This is a genomic window from Micromonospora sp. C28ISP2-4, assembly GCF_030519385.1.
Taxonomy (GTDB): domain Bacteria; phylum Actinomycetota; class Actinomycetes; order Mycobacteriales; family Micromonosporaceae; genus Micromonospora; species Micromonospora tulbaghiae.
On the sequence record NZ_JAUMKG010000002.1, the window covers coordinates 661345 to 677667 of the forward strand.

Annotated in this window: 17 protein-coding genes and 1 tRNA gene; 7 read left to right on the forward strand and 11 right to left on the reverse strand. The window is 73.0% G+C overall.

The window, feature by feature from the left end; genetic code table 11:
• Positions 1 to 7 precede the first annotated feature (7 nt).
• Positions 8 to 145: a hypothetical protein gene (locus tag Q3W68_RS11900; RefSeq protein WP_302905442.1), complete on the reverse strand. Its 138-nt coding sequence runs from the start codon at positions 143 to 145 to the stop codon at positions 8 to 10.
• A 455-nt stretch (positions 146 to 600) separates the two neighbouring features.
• On the opposite strand from Q3W68_RS11900, the gene Q3W68_RS11905 reads away from it, so the two are divergent.
• A complete protein-coding gene (locus Q3W68_RS11905) occupies positions 601 to 1155 on the forward strand; it encodes a hypothetical protein (protein ID WP_302905443.1) in 555 nt (184 codons plus the stop codon).
• 80 nt (positions 1156 to 1235) lie between these two features.
• Here the strand turns inward: Q3W68_RS11905 and Q3W68_RS11910 are convergent.
• Positions 1236 to 1319, reverse strand: a tRNA-Tyr gene (locus Q3W68_RS11910).
• 147 nt (positions 1320 to 1466) lie between these two features.
• Here Q3W68_RS11910 and Q3W68_RS11915 point away from each other — a divergent pair.
• A complete protein-coding gene (locus Q3W68_RS11915) occupies positions 1467 to 1961 on the forward strand; it encodes a YajQ family cyclic di-GMP-binding protein (protein WP_013473720.1) in 495 nt (164 codons plus the stop codon).
• A 189-nt stretch (positions 1962 to 2150) separates the two neighbouring features.
• Positions 2151 to 2594 carry a hypothetical protein gene (locus Q3W68_RS11920; protein ID WP_302905444.1) on the forward strand — a complete coding sequence of 148 codons (444 nt, stop codon included), beginning with the start codon at positions 2151 to 2153 and terminating at the stop codon, positions 2592 to 2594.
• A gap of 296 nt (positions 2595 to 2890) precedes the next feature.
• Here the strand turns inward: Q3W68_RS11920 and Q3W68_RS11925 are convergent, their stop codons facing one another.
• Positions 2891 to 4150 carry an MFS transporter gene (locus tag Q3W68_RS11925; RefSeq protein ID WP_302905445.1) on the reverse strand — a complete coding sequence of 420 codons (1260 nt, stop codon included), beginning with the start codon at positions 4148 to 4150 and terminating at the stop codon, positions 2891 to 2893.
• A 193-nt stretch (positions 4151 to 4343) separates the two neighbouring features.
• Here Q3W68_RS11925 and Q3W68_RS11930 point away from each other — a divergent pair, with 193 nt between their 5' ends.
• Positions 4344 to 5189, forward strand: a complete 846-nt coding sequence (locus tag Q3W68_RS11930) for a DUF6065 family protein (RefSeq protein ID WP_302905446.1) — start codon at positions 4344 to 4346, stop codon at positions 5187 to 5189.
• On the forward strand, positions 5186 to 6376 hold the full coding sequence (locus Q3W68_RS11935; RefSeq protein ID WP_302905447.1) for a hypothetical protein: 1191 nt from the start codon (positions 5186 to 5188) through the stop codon (positions 6374 to 6376). Before Q3W68_RS11930 ends, Q3W68_RS11935 begins: the two co-directional genes overlap by 4 nt.
• Before the next feature lie 83 nt (positions 6377 to 6459).
• Here Q3W68_RS11935 and htpX read toward each other — a convergent pair whose 3' ends face one another.
• From htpX to Q3W68_RS11970, 7 genes are all read right to left on the reverse strand, one after another.
• Complete coding sequence (gene htpX, locus Q3W68_RS11940) at positions 6460 to 7338, reverse strand: zinc metalloprotease HtpX (protein ID WP_302905448.1); 879 nt, start codon at positions 7336 to 7338, stop codon at positions 6460 to 6462.
• A gap of 149 nt (positions 7339 to 7487) precedes the next feature.
• Entirely contained in the window at positions 7488 to 8954 is a 1467-nt protein-coding gene (locus Q3W68_RS11945; RefSeq protein ID WP_302905449.1) for an NADH-quinone oxidoreductase subunit N, read from the reverse strand.
• Positions 8951 to 10456, reverse strand: coding sequence for a NuoM family protein (locus tag Q3W68_RS11950; protein ID WP_302905450.1), 1506 nt, complete (start codon positions 10454 to 10456; stop codon positions 8951 to 8953). Before Q3W68_RS11950 ends, Q3W68_RS11945 begins: the two co-directional genes overlap by 4 nt.
• Entirely contained in the window at positions 10453 to 12378 is a 1926-nt protein-coding gene (locus tag Q3W68_RS11955; RefSeq protein ID WP_302905451.1) for an NADH-quinone oxidoreductase subunit L, read from the reverse strand. Before Q3W68_RS11955 ends, Q3W68_RS11950 begins: the two co-directional genes overlap by 4 nt.
• On the reverse strand, positions 12375 to 12755 hold the full coding sequence (gene nuoK / locus Q3W68_RS11960; RefSeq protein ID WP_302905452.1) for an NADH-quinone oxidoreductase subunit NuoK: 381 nt from the start codon (positions 12753 to 12755) through the stop codon (positions 12375 to 12377). The genes Q3W68_RS11955 and nuoK overlap by 4 nt, the downstream gene beginning before the upstream one ends.
• Positions 12752 to 13300: an NADH-quinone oxidoreductase subunit J gene (locus tag Q3W68_RS11965; protein WP_302905453.1), complete on the reverse strand. Its 549-nt coding sequence runs from the start codon at positions 13298 to 13300 to the stop codon at positions 12752 to 12754. Before Q3W68_RS11965 ends, nuoK begins: the two co-directional genes overlap by 4 nt.
• Positions 13297 to 13887 carry an NADH-quinone oxidoreductase subunit I gene (locus tag Q3W68_RS11970; RefSeq protein WP_302905454.1) on the reverse strand — a complete coding sequence of 197 codons (591 nt, stop codon included), beginning with the start codon at positions 13885 to 13887 and terminating at the stop codon, positions 13297 to 13299. The genes Q3W68_RS11965 and Q3W68_RS11970 overlap by 4 nt, the downstream gene beginning before the upstream one ends.
• Before the next feature lie 103 nt (positions 13888 to 13990).
• Here Q3W68_RS11970 and Q3W68_RS11975 point away from each other — a divergent pair, with 103 nt between their 5' ends.
• The gene (locus tag Q3W68_RS11975) at positions 13991 to 14566 is read left to right on the forward strand and encodes a Uma2 family endonuclease (RefSeq protein WP_302905455.1); all 576 of its coding nucleotides are present in this window, start codon (positions 13991 to 13993) and stop codon (positions 14564 to 14566) included.
• Here Q3W68_RS11975 and Q3W68_RS11980 read toward each other — a convergent pair.
• On the reverse strand, positions 14547 to 14969 hold the full coding sequence (locus Q3W68_RS11980) for an ester cyclase (RefSeq protein ID WP_302905456.1): 423 nt from the start codon (positions 14967 to 14969) through the stop codon (positions 14547 to 14549). The two genes, Q3W68_RS11975 and Q3W68_RS11980, sit on opposite strands and share 20 nt — an antisense overlap.
• Positions 14970 to 15182: 213 nt before the next feature.
• On the opposite strand from Q3W68_RS11980, the gene Q3W68_RS11985 reads away from it, so the two are divergent.
• Positions 15183 to 16226: a glutathione S-transferase family protein gene (locus Q3W68_RS11985; protein ID WP_302905457.1), complete on the forward strand. Its 1044-nt coding sequence runs from the start codon at positions 15183 to 15185 to the stop codon at positions 16224 to 16226.
• Positions 16227 to 16323: the final 97 nt, after the last annotated feature.

Below are 16323 nucleotides of genomic sequence, written 5' to 3' on the forward strand. Positions count from 1 at the left end.
CGATGATTCAGCGTGGGGCGTCCATCGTCCAGACGATGTCGGCGAGTTGCGCGCTACCAGTGCCGGGGATGATGCCGAAGGCGCCTGCGATGGCGGCGAGCACGAGGAGCGAGCCAAGCAGCCGGCCCAGCGTTCGACCAGACATGATTGCTCCTGTCGGGAGATTGCCACAGGGATGGTGAAGGTTTCCCGATCGTGCCACAAGCCTGGGGGACAGAAAAGCGGAGAGGGCCCGCCCAGCCCGAGTAGCTGTCAGGTTCCGCCGTTCGGCCCGGCCGAGCGCGACACGCAGCCAGGTCATGGGGGTGAAGGGACGTCAGCCGCTTCGTCCATTGCGGATTCCCACCTTCACCCACGAAGGGGATCAAGTCACGCGAAACCCCACACCGTCAACCCTGGGTCGCCCGGCCGGCTCTGCCTGGCCGACCCGCCCGGTGGACCACCACCGGACCGCGGGCATTGACCACCATACCTGCCCGTGTCATGAACGCCAGAGGATGATTCCCTCATTCATGCCGGAACCGCTCAGTGCCCACCGGGCAGCCGCCGCGGCCGCGATATCGGATGACCGGGACGGTTCTGGCAGCGCACCATGTGCCGGTGCCCGTCGACGACCCGCTCACTCGCCTCCAGGACGCCACCGCCCTGTGGAGCATCCACCGAGGCACGACAGCCGAGGTGATCGAGGCCGCCTGCGACTGCCTCGTGGCAGGTGTCGACAGCCCTTCGCTGCGAATCCTGGCCGGCGTTTCGCCCTCCGCCGGCATTCAGGATCTGGTCCGGTGGCTCGAACCGACCCTTGACGAACTCGGCCTGGCCTACTTCCCTCAGGGCAGCCGGGTGGGCGAGGACGCTGCCGTACGCATCATGGCGACCAGGCTTCTCGCGGGCGCCCTCATTCCCCGTGAGCTGGCGCGGTGGGCCCACTCGGCGATCGGACACGACGGGACGCCGCTCGCGGAAGAGTTGGTCCTGCTCGACGACGATTACGACACGCTGGAGTACGGCGAGGAGACCGAGACAGACATTGATGCACGCGTTCTCGCCGAGGCGCGGCGCGTGACCGCTGCTGAGGACCATCGTCGCCGCTCACAAACTCAGCAGAGCAGTCAGACCACAAGATCAGCCGCCCCACTCTCCGGCGATCACAGCTAGTTGCCGGCGGCTGGGCCCACCGGATCAACGACAACGGCCCCCGATCAGCATCTCTGCTGGTCGAGGGCCGTTGTCACGCCTGGTGGCGGGTAGAGGATTCGAACCTCTGTAGCTTTCGCGACGGATTTACAGTCCGCTCCCATTGGCCGCTCGGGCAACCCGCCAGGGCACACCACCGCGTCGCAACGCGGCGGCGGAAGCAAGGATAGCGGTTGTCCCCGGCACTGCCGCAACCGGGTACCGTCAGGAGGTCCCACGCTGGTCAGCGCGGGACGGACCAGGACAGACCGCCGGACAGCAGGAGCATGAGCATGGCAGCGAACCCGTCGTTCGACATCGTGAGCAAGGTCGACCGGCAGGAGGTCGACAACGCCGTCCGCCAGTCGGAGAAGGAGCTCTCGACGCGGTTCGACTTCCGCGGCACCGGCGCGGAGATCTCCTGGTCGGGCGAGGAGGCGATCAGCCTCCAGGCGGAGACCGAGGAGCGGGTCCGGGCCGCGCTGGACGTCTTCAAGGAGAAGCTGGTCAAGCGGAACATCTCGCTGAAGTCGCTCGACGCCGGCGAGCCCCGGCAGTCGGGCAAGATCTTCAAGATCGACGCCAAGGTGGTGCAGGGCATCGACTCGGACAAGGCCAAGGCGATCAGCAAGAAGATCCGCGACGAGGGCCCGAAGGGCGTGCAGGCGCAGATCCAGGGCGACCAGCTCCGCGTCACCGGCAAGAAGAAGGACGATCTCCAGGCCGTCATCGCCCTGCTCAAGGGCGAGGACTTCGGGCTGGCGCTCCAGTTCACCAACTACCGGTAGGGCTCGACCATCCAGGCAGACCTCGTCGCCACTGGTCGTCGTTCGTCACTGGTGTTTGACGGCCGACGGCCGGGCGGCGGCCTGGCACGCACCGACTCGGGTAGACCGACGCGGCCGATGATCGGTTCTACGTTCGGCTCGCGGACTGGTTCTTGACTCTCGACCAGGTCGAGGGCTGACCGTTCCTGCATGACGCCTGAAGAGCCCGCCCGACGATCACTCCCGCTCGCGATCGACCTGGAGATGCTGCGGCCCGTACTGCGCAGCGGCTGGGGAGCGGACACCTGCGACCCACACGATGTGCAGGATTGGCACGCCGGCAACCCAGCCCGTGGTCAGTGCGGAGTGACTGCCTTGATCATCCAAGACCTGCTCGGCGGAGAGCTGGTCCTGGGCGAGGTCCTCGCCGGAGATGCCAAGATCGGCTACCACTACTGGAACCGATTGGCCGACGGTCGCGAGGTGGACCTGACAGCTGACCAGTTCCAGCCGCCGGAGGTCGTCGTCGGCGGTCAGGTCCAGCAACGCCCGCCGGGCCCACCTCGGCGATGCCGCCGGCAGTACGAGATCCTGCGGCACCGCGTCTTCGCAGCCCTCTACGGCGGCGAACCGACGCAGCCCACTCAACCGTGACGGCGACGTCGCGACAGACCGGGGTCCAGCCGCGACCGGCGGGCCGGAACGCCACCGCCCTCTTCCGCCGGGCGCCGGCACTCCGCAGGTCGGGGAGGTCGACTACCGGATCGGGCAGGCGCGCGGGGACACCGGACTGCGCTGCGGTGGCAACACGGTCGCGGCCCGGCCGGACGGCGACGGCCGGATCGTCCTGTCGGTGCTGCTGGCGCAGGACGAGGACCCGGCGCCGATCCGGGCCGCCGTGGAGAAGCTGCCCGGGGTGGAGCGGGTGGTGACCGCCGGTGGGTGAGCGGTCAGGCGGCGAGCGACTGCTCGGCGCGTACCGCTGTGGCCTCGGCCCGGGCGATCGGGCCGCCGGGCAGCGCGGCGACCGCGGCCCCGACGGCGACCGCCGCCCCGGCGAAGACGAACGCCCAGGGGACGCCGCCGGCGTGGTCGATGATCAGGCCCGCGATCGAGCCGCCGGCGGCGCTCGCCGCGACCGACATGGTCACCACCCAGGTGTACGCCTCGTTCAGCATGCCGGCCGGGGTGATCCGTCCGACGAGCGTGTTCTCCAGGGTGAGCGCGGGGGCGATGGCCGCGCCGCCGAGCACCAGCGCGACGCCCAGCGCCATCGGGTCGGGGATGAACGCGAAGACGATGAGGCTTGCCGCGACGGTGCCGAGCAGCCACGCGAACTGACGGGTCATGTTGGCGGCGGGCTTGCGTACGCCGAACCAGAAACCGCCGATGGCGCTGCCGATGCCCCAGACGGCGAGCAGCACCCCTGCGAGGCTCTGCGGGTCGTCGGCGCCGGAGTCCCCGGCGAAGGCCGGGACGATGACGCCGGAGGCGCCGAACGCGATGCCGAGGCTCGCCACGCAGAGCAGCAGCGCGGGGAAGCCGCCGAGCCGCAGCGGGCCGAGGCCCCGGGCGTGGTGCTCACGCGCGTGCGGGCGCCAGCCGCGCATGACCCGGCCGAGCGCGACGGTGGCGGTGCCGACCAGGGTGACCACCGCGGCACCGACGAGCGCGGCGGAGGCGTCGGCGAACAGCACGAACCCCGCCACCAGCAGCGGGCCGATCACGAACACGACCTCGAACAGCGTGGTCTCGGCGGCGAGCGCGGTGTTGCGCAGGTGTGCCCGGCCGGTGGCGGGGGCGGTGAGGTCGTTCCAGGCTCCCCGGATCGCGGCGGTGAGCGGCGGGTACGTGGCGCCGGCGACGCCCGCGGCCAGGTAGATCAGGCCGAGGTTGCCGCTGTCGGAGCGGGTGGCGACGAGCAGCCCGATCAGGGCGAGCGGGTGGGCGAGCGCGGTGACCAGCAGGACGGGGGCGGGACCGACCCGGTCGGCGATCCGGCCGGCGACCGGGCTGAGCGCCGCGCCGGAGAGCGCGTAGATGCCGCCGGCGACGGCGGCCAGGGAGTACCGGCCGGTGACCTGCTCGACGACGAGCAGCAGCGCCAGCGGGGTCATGCCGATCCCGAGCCGGCCGATGATGCCGAGGATCAGCAGCATCGGCGCGCCGGGGATCCGCCAGACGCCCTGGTACTGGCGCAGTGCGGCCACTGTGTGCACCTCCGGGAAGTAACGAGTGAGTCAGCCTCCGACCCTAACGCTCCTGCTGACCGGGACGGTGGTCGAGTCGGTCACATCAGGCTCCCGGTGCGGGGCTGCCTTACCCGCTGGGAACGAGTAGGTTCGGTGATCGAACGGAGTCCATGCCTACGGCGGGTCGGCCGCCGCCGTGATCGGAGGTCGGATGAGCGGCATGGCTGTCGCGCCGCTACGGGTCGAGATCTACTCCCTGTACGGCGACGCCCGGCCCGCCGAGCCCGCGTCCGCCACCCTCCGGGGTTCACTGCCGGTCCGCGCGGTCCAGCAGTGCCCACCGGTGGCTGCCGGTTCCGGTCTCGGGTGGTACGTCTACCCGCCCGCCGACGTGGCGCTGCGCTGGGACGGCCACGACACCGAGTGGAGCCTCCTGCAGGAGAACGAGCCGGCCGGCTGGCGATCGTTGGCCGGCGGGTACGACGGCACGCTGCCGCAGGCTCCCGCGCAGCTCGCGGACCTGCCGGAGCGGTTCCGGGACGGCCTCGACATCTTCGACCGCTACGGCGGCACGATGCCCTTCATCGACGCCGACCCGCGCGCCCCGCACACGATCGAGATGGTCACCGGGGTGGTGGCCCGCACCTCCCCCGGCTGGTGCCTGCTGGCGCGCGGGGTGCCGAACTGGCCGGCGCAGCGCGGGCTGCAGCTCTACGAGGGCGTGGTGGAGACCGACTGGTACACGTCGTTCCTGCCGACCATCCTGCGCCTCACCGAGCCGGGCCACGTGGTCCGGCTCTACCGGAACATCCCCCTGATGTGCCTCCAGCCGGTGCACCGGTCGACGCTCGCGGCGTCGCGGCAGGCCGAACTGGTCACCGGGCAGGGCATCGCGGAGTGGCCGGACGACCTGTGGGAGGACCTGGTGGCGCTGCGCCGCCGCCGGCAGGATCCGCAGATCCGCGGCAGCTACCGGCGGGAGCAGGCCCAGCGGAGACGTGAGCGGGCCGACTACGAGCCGGTCGGCGTCGAGGAAACGGACCCGTCGGATCGATGACCGACACCCCGACGCCCGCGCCCGGCTACCGGGCTCTGTTCCGGCATCCGGTCGCCGCCCGGTTACTCGTCGCCCGGGGCGTCTCCGAGCTGGGTGACTTCGTCGGGCTGGCGGCTCTGCTGCTGCTCGCGTACGACCAGACCGATTCGGTCCTCGGTCCGGCCGCCGTGTACGCCGCCCGCACGGTGCCCGCCCTGCTCGTCGCGACGGTGTTCAGCGGCTGGCTGGACGTGCCGGCCCGGCGCACCATGCTGGTCGGGCTCTCGCTGGCCGGCGCGGTGCTCATCGCCGTACCGGCGGCGGTGCCCCGGCCGGTGCCGGCGATCGTGGCGGCCGGGCTGCTCGGCGCGGTCCGGGCCGCGTACGCGAGCGTGCACGTGGCGATCACGGCCGAGGCGGTGGAGACGCCGCTGCGGCTGCCGCTGTTCGGGCTCTCCGCCTTCGCCAACCAGAGCGGCCAGGTCGTCGGCCTGCTCGCCGGGGCCGGTGTGACGGTGGCGCTCGGCCCCCGGGTGGCGCTCGTGATCGACCTGGTCTCGTTCCTGTTCGCGGCGGTGGTCCTCGCCGGCCTGCCGGTGCGCCGGCAGGAGCACCGGGGTCCACGGCCGCCCGCCACCGCGGGCATCCGGATCATCGCCGCCCATCCGGTGCTGCGGGGCGTGGCGCTGCTGACCCTGGCCACCGTCCTGTCCGGCGGGCTGCCGGAGACGCTCGCCCCGGATCTGGCCGCCGGCGAGTGGCGGCCGGTCGTGCTGGCGGCGTCGTCGTTCGGCGGTGCGGTGTTCGTGCTGGTGGTGGGGCGGCGGGGATGGCTGGCCCGGGTGACCGGTCAGGTGGTGGCGGCGAGCGCGCTCGGCGCCGCGCTGCTGCTGGCCGGTCTGCTGGTGGCGCTCGACGCCCCGGCGTGGGCGCTCGCCGTGGCGAACGCGCTCGTCGGGGCGGGCGGCGGGTGGCTGATCGGGGCCCAGGCCACGTTCGCGCGGCTGGCGCCGCGGGAGCGGATGGGGCAGGTGGAGGCGACGATAGTGGCCGGCAACATCGTGCTCTCCGGCGTCGGGATCTTCCTGCTCGGCGGCGTGGCGGTGCTGCTCGGCCCGGCCTCCGCCTACATGGCGGCGGGTGTGGTGCTGCTCGCCGTGGTGCTGGTCGCGCGGCCGGACCGGCTGCCCGAACCGGCCGTGTCCTGACGCGGCCGGCCGGACCCTGAAGGGCCACACACACGACGCCGCCCGCGTCCGGGGGGACGCGGGCGGCGCTTGTGTCACTCGGGTCAGCGCTGGAACTGCACCGGCCCGGAGTTGCGGGCCATCTGCTCCAGGCGGGCCACCCGCTGCTCCATCGGCGGGTGGGTGGCGAACATCGCGGCGATGCCGCCGCCCCGCTTGAACGGGTTGTCGATCATCAGGTGGGCGGTGCTGGCGAGCTGGCCCTGCGGCGCCAGCGGACGCGCCTGCGTACCCATGTGGATCTTGCGGAGGGCGCTGGCCAGGGCCAGCGGGTCGCGGCTCAGCTCGGCGCCGGACTGGTCGGCCTGAAACTCCCGGCTCCGGCTGATCGCTAGCTGGATCACAGTGGCGGCGATCGGGCCGAGGATCAGCGTGAGCAGCAGCACGGCCGGGTTCGGGCCGTCCTCGTCGTCGGAGGAGCCCAGCGGGATGAACCAGGCCAGGTTCGCCAGCATGGTGATGATGCCGGCCAGGCCGGCCGCCACGCTGGAGATCAGGATGTCCCGGTTGTAGACGTGGGACAGCTCGTGGCCGATCACGCCGCGCAGCTCCCGGTAGTCCAGGATCTCCACGATGCCCTGGGTGACGCAGACCGCCGCGTTCTCCGGGTTACGACCGGTGGCGAACGCGTTGGGCTGCGCGGTCGGGCTCACGTAGAGCCGGGGCATCGGCTTGCCGGCCTGCGTGGAGAGCTCCCGCACCATCTGGTACAGCTCGGGGAACTGTGCCTCGCTGACCGGTTGCGCCTTCATCGAGCGCAGTGCGAGCTTGTCGGAGTAGAAGTAGGTGACGCCGTTCATCAGCAACGACACGACGACGGCGATGACGAGACCGCCGCTACCGCCGAACCAGTAGCCGACCGCGAGGATCAGCGAGGTCAACAGGCCGAGCAGCGCTGCGGTCTTGAGACGGTTGTGATGCACGATCTCTCCTTCGGTGCACGGGCCCTTGCGGGAGGCCCGCTGACCGGTTCAACACACCGGTACCCGTCAACCATCCGGCTCATGGCTGAAAGTTGGCTGGATGTTGCTGTGCGCAGGCTGAAGCGGTCGCCCATCCGGGCAGGAACCGGTCAGCGTGCGGCCAGATCCAGCACGAGCTGCGGTGCGAAACCGATCACTACCGCCGCTGCGGTGGCCACGCCGAGCGCCAGCGCCACCGTCCGCGCCGGCCGGCCCGCCGCGGCGCCGGCAGGCGTCGCGTAGAGCGAAGCGGTGACCCGCAGGTAGTACGCCAGGCCGATCACCGCGTTCAGCGCCACCACCAGCGCCAGCCAGCCCGCGTGCCCGGCCAGCAGCGCGCGTACCACTGTCACCTTGGCGAACAGTCCGGCCAGGCCCGGCGGCAGCCCGGCCAGCCCGATCAGCGCCAGCGCGAACGCGCCGCCCACCCACGGGTGCCGCCGCGCCGCGCCACGCAGGTCGGCGAGCGTGCCGCCGTCACCGTCCGCCGGGCGCAACGCCACCACAGCGGCGAACGCGGCCAGCTCCAGCAGCACGAAGAAGACCGCGTACGCGACAGCTGCCGCGTACGCGGCGGCCCGCGCGTCACCGGTGCGGCCCGCGGTCAGCGCCAGCGCGCCCAGCGGCGCCAGGAGGTAGCCCGCCTGGGCCACCGACGACCAGGCGAGCAACCGCACGGTACGCCGCTGACGCAGCGCCACCAGGTTGCCGACGGTCATGGTCAGCACCGCCAGCGCCGCCAGCACCGGCCCGGTCAGGTCGCCGGGCAGCGCCCGCTGCACCACCGCCAGCAGCGCCACCACGCCACCGAGCTTCGAGGCGGTCGACAGGTACGCGGCCACCGGCAGCGGTGCGCCGTCGTACGTCGCGGGCGCCCAGGCGTGGAACGGCACGGCGGCGACCTTGAACGCCAGCCCGGCCACCACCAGTGCCACCGCGACACCGGTCAGCGGCAGGCCGGTCAGGTCGTCCCGGGCGGCCAGCGTGGCGCCGAGCCGGTCCAGGTGCAGCGTGCCGGTGACCGCGTAGAGCAGCGCCGCGCCGAGCAGCGTCACAGTGGTGGCGACCACGCTGACCACGAAGAACGTCACAGCCGCCTCGGCACCGGCGAGGCTGCCCCGGCGCAGGCCGACCAGCACGTACAGCGGCAGCGTCAGCGTCTCCAGCGCCACGATCAGCGTGATCAGGTCACCCGCGGCGCCGAGCACCACGCCGCCTGTCATCGCGCAGGCGAGCAGGAAGCAGTACTCGCCGACCGGGGTACGCCCGGCGCGCAGCAGCGGACCGGACAGCGCCAGCACGCCGAGCGTGAGCAGCGCGATCACGGCCCCGACCAGAGCGGCCCGGCCACCCCACACCCACGAGCAGTCCGCGCCCACGCAGAACGTGCGCCGCTCACCGGCCGCCCCGACCAGTGCCGCGCCGGCCGCGGTGCCGGCCGCGCCGAGCGCCGCCACCGCCACCGTGGCGGCGGGCCGGGCCACCAGCAGGTCGAACAGGAGCACCAGCACGGCCGTGCCGGCGGCCAGGTACGCGGGCAGCATCGCCACGTTGTCGACGCTTTGCACCAGGCTCATGGGACGACCCCCAGCAGCGCCTCCACCGGACCGGAGGCGTACGACAGCACGAGCGCCGGGGCCAGGCCGACCGCGAGCGCGAGCAGCACCAGCGGCGCCCAGGCGGTCAGCTCCGCCCCGGCCAGCCCGGGTGCGAGCCCCGCCACCGCCGGGCTGGGCCGCCCGTGGGTGACCCGGCGCAGCAGCCGCAGGAAGTACGCGGCGGTGAGCGCCGCGCCCAGCGCGGCCAGCACGGCCAGCGTGAGCCAGAGCGGGCCGCCTCGCTGCACGGCGGCGACCACGGCGAACGCCTCACCCCAGAACCCGGCCAGGCCGGGCAGCCCCAGCGAGGCGACGGCCGCGAACCCGAGCAGCCCGGCCAGCCGGGGCGCGGTCTCCCGCAGCCCGGACAACTCGGCCAGCGACCCGGTGTGCGCGCGGTCCTTGACCGCGCCGGCCAGGAAGAACAGCAGGCCGGTGATGACGCCGTGGGCGATGTTGCCGATCAGCGCGGCCTGGAGCCCGGTGGCGGTGAGCGTGGCGACCCCGAGCAGCACGAAGCCCATGTGCCCGACGCTGGAGTACGCGATGAGCCGCTTCAGGTCGTCCTGCGCCAGGCAGACCAGGCCGCCGATCAGGATCGCCGCGACGGCGAGCACGCCGAGCACCGGCGCGGCCCAGCGGGCGCCCTCCGGGGCCACGCCCACCGCCACCCGGATCAGCCCGTACGTGCCCATCTTGAGCAGCACCCCGGCGAGGATCACGCTGCCGACTGTGGGCGCCTGGGTGTGCGCGTCGGGCAGCCACGAGTGCAGCGGCCAGAGCGGGCTCTTCACCGCGAACGCCAGCGCCAGCAGCGTGAACGCGGCGAGCTGGGTGCCCCGGGACAGCCCGGCGCCGCCGGTGAGCGCGACCAGGTCGGCGGTGCCCGCGGCGGCCACCACGACGTAGACGCCGACCAGCAGCAGCACCGAGCCGAACAGCGTGTAGAGCGCGAACTTGCGGGCCGCCCGGCGACGGTCCGTGCCGCCCCAGCCGGCGATCACCGCGTACATCGGCAGCAGGACGACCTCGAAGAACAGGAAGAACAGCACCAGGTCGAGCGCGAGGAACGTGCCGAGGATGCCGACCTCGACCACCAGCAGCAGCGCCACGAGCGCCCGCCCGCTGCCGCCGCCGGGCGGCACCCGCCACAGCGTGTACGCGCAGCACAGCAGCGTGAGCAGCGCGGTCAGCACCACCAGCGGCCAGGAGATGCCGTCCACGCCGAGGTGGAAGCGCAGGTCGAGCCCCGGCACCCACGGCACGTCGAGCTGGTGCCACGGCTGCACCGCCGGGCGTGGCCCGTATCCGAACCAGCCGTGGTCGCCGCCGACGAGTGGCAGCGTCGCCAGCAACGTCAGCGCGGCGGCGACGGTGCCGACCACCCGGCCGGCCCGGTCACCCGGCACGGCGGCGGTGACCAGCGCGCCGAGCGCCGGCACCGCGACCACCGCGACCAGCAGGACCTGCCCGAACGTCATGAGGTCACTCCGATCAGCGCGACCGCGAGGCCGATCAGCAGCGCGCCGGCGAGCACGCCGGCCGCCGCGCGCGGCAGCGCCGCCCGGTGCAGCGCGGCCAGGCCGCCACCCACCTCGACCGCCGCCCGGCCGCTGCCCTCGACCAGCCCGTCCACGCCCAGCTCGTCACCGGTACGCACGACCCGCGCGAGCGCGCCCGCGGGGCGTACGACCAGGGTGTGCTGGACGTCGTCGAGCCGGAACGCCCGGGCGAACACCGGCCGCAGCGGACCCAGGAAGCGGGCCGGGTCGGCGGCCGGGTCGCGGCGCCAGCCCGCCCAGGCGACGCCCGCACCGACCAGCAGCAGCAGGAACGGCAGGATCAGGTTCGGCGCGAGGTGCACCAGCTCGACCGCCTCGCCGCTGTCGTCACCGGGCACGCGCAGCCGGTCGGCGAACCAGGGCGCGAACGCGGCCAGGCCGAGCAGCGCGGCCGGGACCGCGAGCAGCAGCACCGGCAGGCGCAGCAGCGCGGGCGGGTCGTGGGGGCGCAGCAGCGGCGTGCGGGTGGCGCCGAGGAAGGTGCGCAGCAGCAGCCGGGTCGCGTACCAGGCGGTCACCGCGACCCCGAGCAGCCCGGCCAGCCAGACCAGCCAGCCCACCCAGGCCGCCGTCGGCCCGGCGCCGTCGAGCGCGGCCGCCTCGGCGGCGGCGAGCACGCCGTCCTTGCTCCAGAAACCCGAGAGCGGGGGTACGCCGGCGAGCGCGCCCAGGCCGACCACAGTGCACCAGAACGTGACGGGCATTTCGGTACGCAGGCCGCCCATCCGGGACATCAGCGTGGTGCCGACGGCGTGGATCACCGCACCGGCGGCGAGGAACAGCAGCGCCTTGAACGCGGCGTGGGTGAGCAGGTGGAACAGCGCGGCAGCCGGTGCGCCGACCGCTAGCGCGCCGGTCATGTAGCCGATCTGCGAGACCGTGGACCAGGCGAGCACCCGCTTGATGTCGTCCTGCGCGGTGGCGGCGAACGCGCCGAGCAGCATGGTGATCGTGGCCATCACGCCCAGCACTGCCAGCGCGGCCGGTGCGCGCTCGAACAGCGGGAACAGCCGGGCCACCGCGTACACCCCGGCGGCGACCATGGTGGCGGCGTGGATCAGCGCGGACACCGGCGTCGGACCGGCCATCGCGTCGGGCAGCCAGGTGTGCAGCGGGAACTGCGCGCTCTTGCCGGCCACCCCGGCGAGCAGCAGCAGGCAGGCCGCGGTGAGCGTGCCGGTGCCGTAGTCGTGGGCCAGCACGTCGGCGATCCGGAAGCTACCCGCGCCCACGCCCAGCAGGGCGATGCCGAGCAGGAAGCCGACGTCACCCACGCGGGTGACCAGGAACGCCTTGACCGCCGCGCCCGGCGCCTCGGGCAGCCGCCGGTCGTGGGCGATGAGCAGGTACGAGCAGACGCCCATCACCTCCCAGCCGACCAGCAGCATGATCAGGTCGCCGGACACCACCACGGTGAGCATCGCGGCGGTGAAGAGGCTGAGCTGCGCCGCGTACGGCGGGTACCGGTGGTCGACGTCCACGTCGTCGTGCGGCCCCCGGCGCAGGTAACCGATCGAGTAGACCTGCACGGCCAGCGCCACAGCGGCGACCGCCGTGGCGACGAGCACCGCCACGCCGTCCAGCCGCAGGCCCAGCGTGACCCGCAGCCCGCCCAGGTCGACCCAGGTGGTGGACGCCTCGACCGGGCCGTCCACGTTGACCAGCAGCGCCAGCGCGGCCAGCAGCGACACGGCCGCCCCGGCCACGCCCAGCGCCACCGCCGACCGCCGGGCCGTCTCCCGGTCCTGGCGCGGGGCGGGCGGCAGCAGCAGGCCGAGCAGCCCGGCGACGAGCGGTGCGGCCGGTAGCACCGCCGCGAGCCACAGCGTCGGCGTGCTCACCGGACCGCTCCTTCCGTGCCCGGCGCGTCAGGCGTCGGCAGCCCGGCCGGGGCCACCGCGACCGCCGGTGCCGGCTCGGCCAGCGGCACGTCGTCGACTGTGACGCTGGCGCGCAGCCGGTAGAGCTGGAGCACGATCGCCAGCCCGACACCGATCTCGGCGGCGGCGAGCACGATCACGAACAACGCGAACACCTGACCGGAGTGCGGCAACACGGCCTTCACAGTGGTGTCGGCGGTGACCAGCACCAGGTTCACCGCGTTCAGCATCAGCTCCACCGCCATCAGCACCAGGACGGCGTTGCGGCGGCGCAGTACGCCGTACACGCCGAGGCCGAACAGCAGCGCGGCGGTGACGTACGGGATGACCGGCCTCACGCGCGCCCGCCCTCGTCGGCGGGTTGCGCGGCGCTGGTGTCGGTGGAGCGGCGGCCGATGTCGGGGCGGGAGAGCACGATCGCGCCGACCAGCGCGGCCAGCAGCAGCACCGACAGCACCTCGAACGGCAGCACCCAGGAGCGGAACACCTGCTCGCCGAGGCGTTCGGCGGTGCCCGCGGCGGGCAGGTCCACCCGGGACCAGCGGAACGCGTCGATCAGCAGCACGGCCAGGCCGAGGCCGCTGCCGGCGCCGACGAGCGCGGCGGCCCAGCCCGGCCGGTCCAGGTCGTCCGACGGGCCGATCGGCGCGCGGGTCAGCATCACCGCGAACAGCAGCAGCACCACCACCGCGCCGACGTAGATGAGCACCTGCACCCAGGCCACCAGCTCGGCGGTCAGCACCAGGTAGTCACCCGCGAGCGCACCCAGGCACACCACCAGCCACAGCCCGGCCCGGACCAGGTGCCGGGTGGCGACCACCAGCGCACCAGCCCCCACCGCCACCGCGCCGAGGGCGAGCAGCAGGACGTCCGCACCGGTCATGAGGCGGCGCCTCCGCCCGGATCGGAGGCGGCGTCGGGGCGTACCCGGGAAGGAGCCGGACGGGCCGACGGACCCGCCGCCTTGCGGGCGGCTGTGGTCTCCTCCTTGGAGGGGTCGCCGAGCGGGTCGTGGGCCGGCGGCGGCGGCACCGTGGCCATCCACTCGCCCAGGTGGTCCTTGTCGTGCAGCAGGTCCTTGATGTCGTACTCGGCGTACTCGAACTCGGGCGACCAGTAGAGCGCGTCGAACGGGCAGACCTCCACGCAGATGCCGCAGTACATGCAGAGCGAGAAGTCGATGTCGAACTTGTCGAGCACGTTGCGCTGGCGGGGGCGGGCGGCGCCGGGCACCGCCACCTCCTCCTTGTGCGAGTCGATGTAGATGCACCAGTCCGGGCACTCGCGGGCGCAGAGCATGCAGACCGTGCAGTTCTCCTCCAGCAGCGCGATCACGCCGCGGGAGCGCGGTGGCAGCTCCGGCTCGACGTCCGGGTACTGCTGCGTGGTCGAGCGGCGGGTCATCGTCTTCAACGTGACCGCCAGGCCCTTCACCAGGCCCCCGCCGGGCACCCCACCGTGCTCGCTCATGCCGCCCATCCTGCCCTGTGGCCCGGGCGCGCGCGACCACCACCCGGCCTTTCCGGCGGTATCGTGAGCGCGGGGAGAACGACGCGCCGGGAAGGACCTGTCGATGACCGCCGCGCTGGAGAGCGACCACCCGCCGGAGGGCGGGTGGACGACAGACGATCTGGACGCGCTGCCGGAGGACGGTCGCCGCCGCGAGCTGCTCGATGGAGTGCTGCTCATGTCCCCCTCCCCCACCCGGATCCACCAGAGCATCGCGGCCCTGCTCATGGTCGCGCTCGACGAGGACTGCCCCGACGGGTACGACGTGACCCAGGGTGTGGAGGTGCGCATCAACCGCACCCGCTCCTTCATCCCGGACGTGCTGATCACCACCGCAACCGCCGCCGCGCGCGAGCCGTCCCGGTACGAGCCGCACGAGGTGGTGCTCGCCGTGGAGATCGTCTCGCCCAGCACCCGGTCCATCGACCGCGTCCTCAAGCCAGCGCTCTACGCGCAGGCCGGGATCCTGTTCTACTGGCGTATCGAGATCGAGGACGAGGGCCTCGTGGTCTACACCTACAAGATCGATCCGGTGCACGAGGTCTACACGGAGACCGGCCGGTGGACGAAGTTCGTCGACACCGGCGAGCCGTTCCCGGTGAACCTGCCGATCAGCCGGATCACGCCTCGCCGGGTGTGAGCGGGGGCAGCATCTCCACGCCGAGCTGCTGGAGCACCTGGAACAGCTCATTGACGCTCCACACGTCCACGATCCGGCCCTCGTCGTCGAAGCGCAGGAACGTGGCCCCGGAGTAGCTGACCACGCGGCCGGTCGGCGGCACCGGCCCGAACTGCCCGGCCTGGGTGCCGGCGGCCCGCCAGCGCACCGCGACCCGCGTACCGGTCGCCACCACCTCGACGATCTTGTAGCGCAGGTCGGGGAACGACGCCCGCCGGTCCCGGTGCCAGGCCAGCACCGCCGCCGGGCCGGTGCCGCCGAGCCCTGGGCAGTCCGCTGCCACCAGCTCGTACGCGCTCTCCTCGCGCCCCGCGTTCCACACGTCGGCGACGAAACGCCGGGCTGCCGCCTCCACATCGGTCACGGCGGGCAGCCTATGCCCCTCGCCCGGGCACTCGCCCCGCCGGCCTCCGGCACAGTCGCCCCGCCGGCCTCCGGCACAGTCGCCCCGCCGGTCTCCGGCGTAGTAGCCCTGCCGCCTGCGGCACAGTCGTCGTACCGGTCTGCGGCGCAGTCGCCCTGCCGGGAGCCGCCGGAGCGACCATGATGGGAGCGAAAAGCGAACTCGGAGGTGGGCGTGGGCAGCGACGACGAGGTCCTGGACCGGACCGGCGGCAAGTACGTGGAGCCGGGTGGCGAGTTCACCCGGGACCAGCGCTACATCGCCACCCGGATCACGGCGGACGGAAGCAACGGCTGGCCGGTGGAGCCGGGCCGCTACCGGCTGGCGGTCAGCCGGGCCTGCCCGTGGGCCAACCGGCTGATCATCGTCCGGCGGCTGCTCGGGCTGGAGGACGCCATCTCGATGGCCGTGGCCGGGCCCACCCACGACAAGCGGAGCTGGACGTTCGACCTGGACCCGGACGGCAAGGACCCGGTGCTGGGCATCGAGCGGCTCGCCGACGCGTACTTCGCCCGCTTCCCCGGCTACGAGCGCGGCATCACCGTCCCGGCGCTCGTCGACGTGCCCACCGGGCAGGTGGTGACGAACGACTACGCGCAGATGAGCCTCGACCTGTCGACCGAGTGGACGGAGTACCACCGGCCGGGCGCGCCGGACCTCTACCCGGAACCCCTGCGCGGCGAGATCGACGAGGTCAACAAGGTGGTCTTCGCGGACGTCAACAACGGCGTCTACCGGTGCGGCTTCGCCGGCAGCCAGGAGGCGTACGACAAGGCGTACCACCGGCTGTTCGACCGGCTGGACTGGCTGAGCGAGCGGCTGGCCGGTCAGCGGTACCTGGTCGGCGACACGATCACCGAGGCGGACGTACGGCTGTTCACCACGCTCGTCCGCTTCGACCCGGTCTACCACGGGCACTTCAAGTGCAACCGGCAGAAGCTCAGCGAGATGCCGGTGCTGTGGGCGTACGCCCGGGACCTGTTCACCACGCCCGGGTTCGGCGACACCATCGACTTCGACCACATCAAGCGGCACTACTACGAGGTCCACCGGGACATCAACCCGACGGGCATCGTGCCGCTGGGCCCCGACCTGAGCAACTGGCTCACCCCGCACGGCCGGGAGGAGCTGGGCGGCCGCCCCTTCGGCGACGGCACCCCACCCCCGCCCCCACCCGAGCCCGAGCGCGTAGACCCGACCCACACCCCTTTGCGCTGACCCCCGCCCGCCCCGCCCGCCCCGCCCCCGGCGATCTTGCACTTTGGGCCCCGGACCTGGGCGTCTTGCCCCCTTTGTCGGGGCAGAAAGTGCAAGA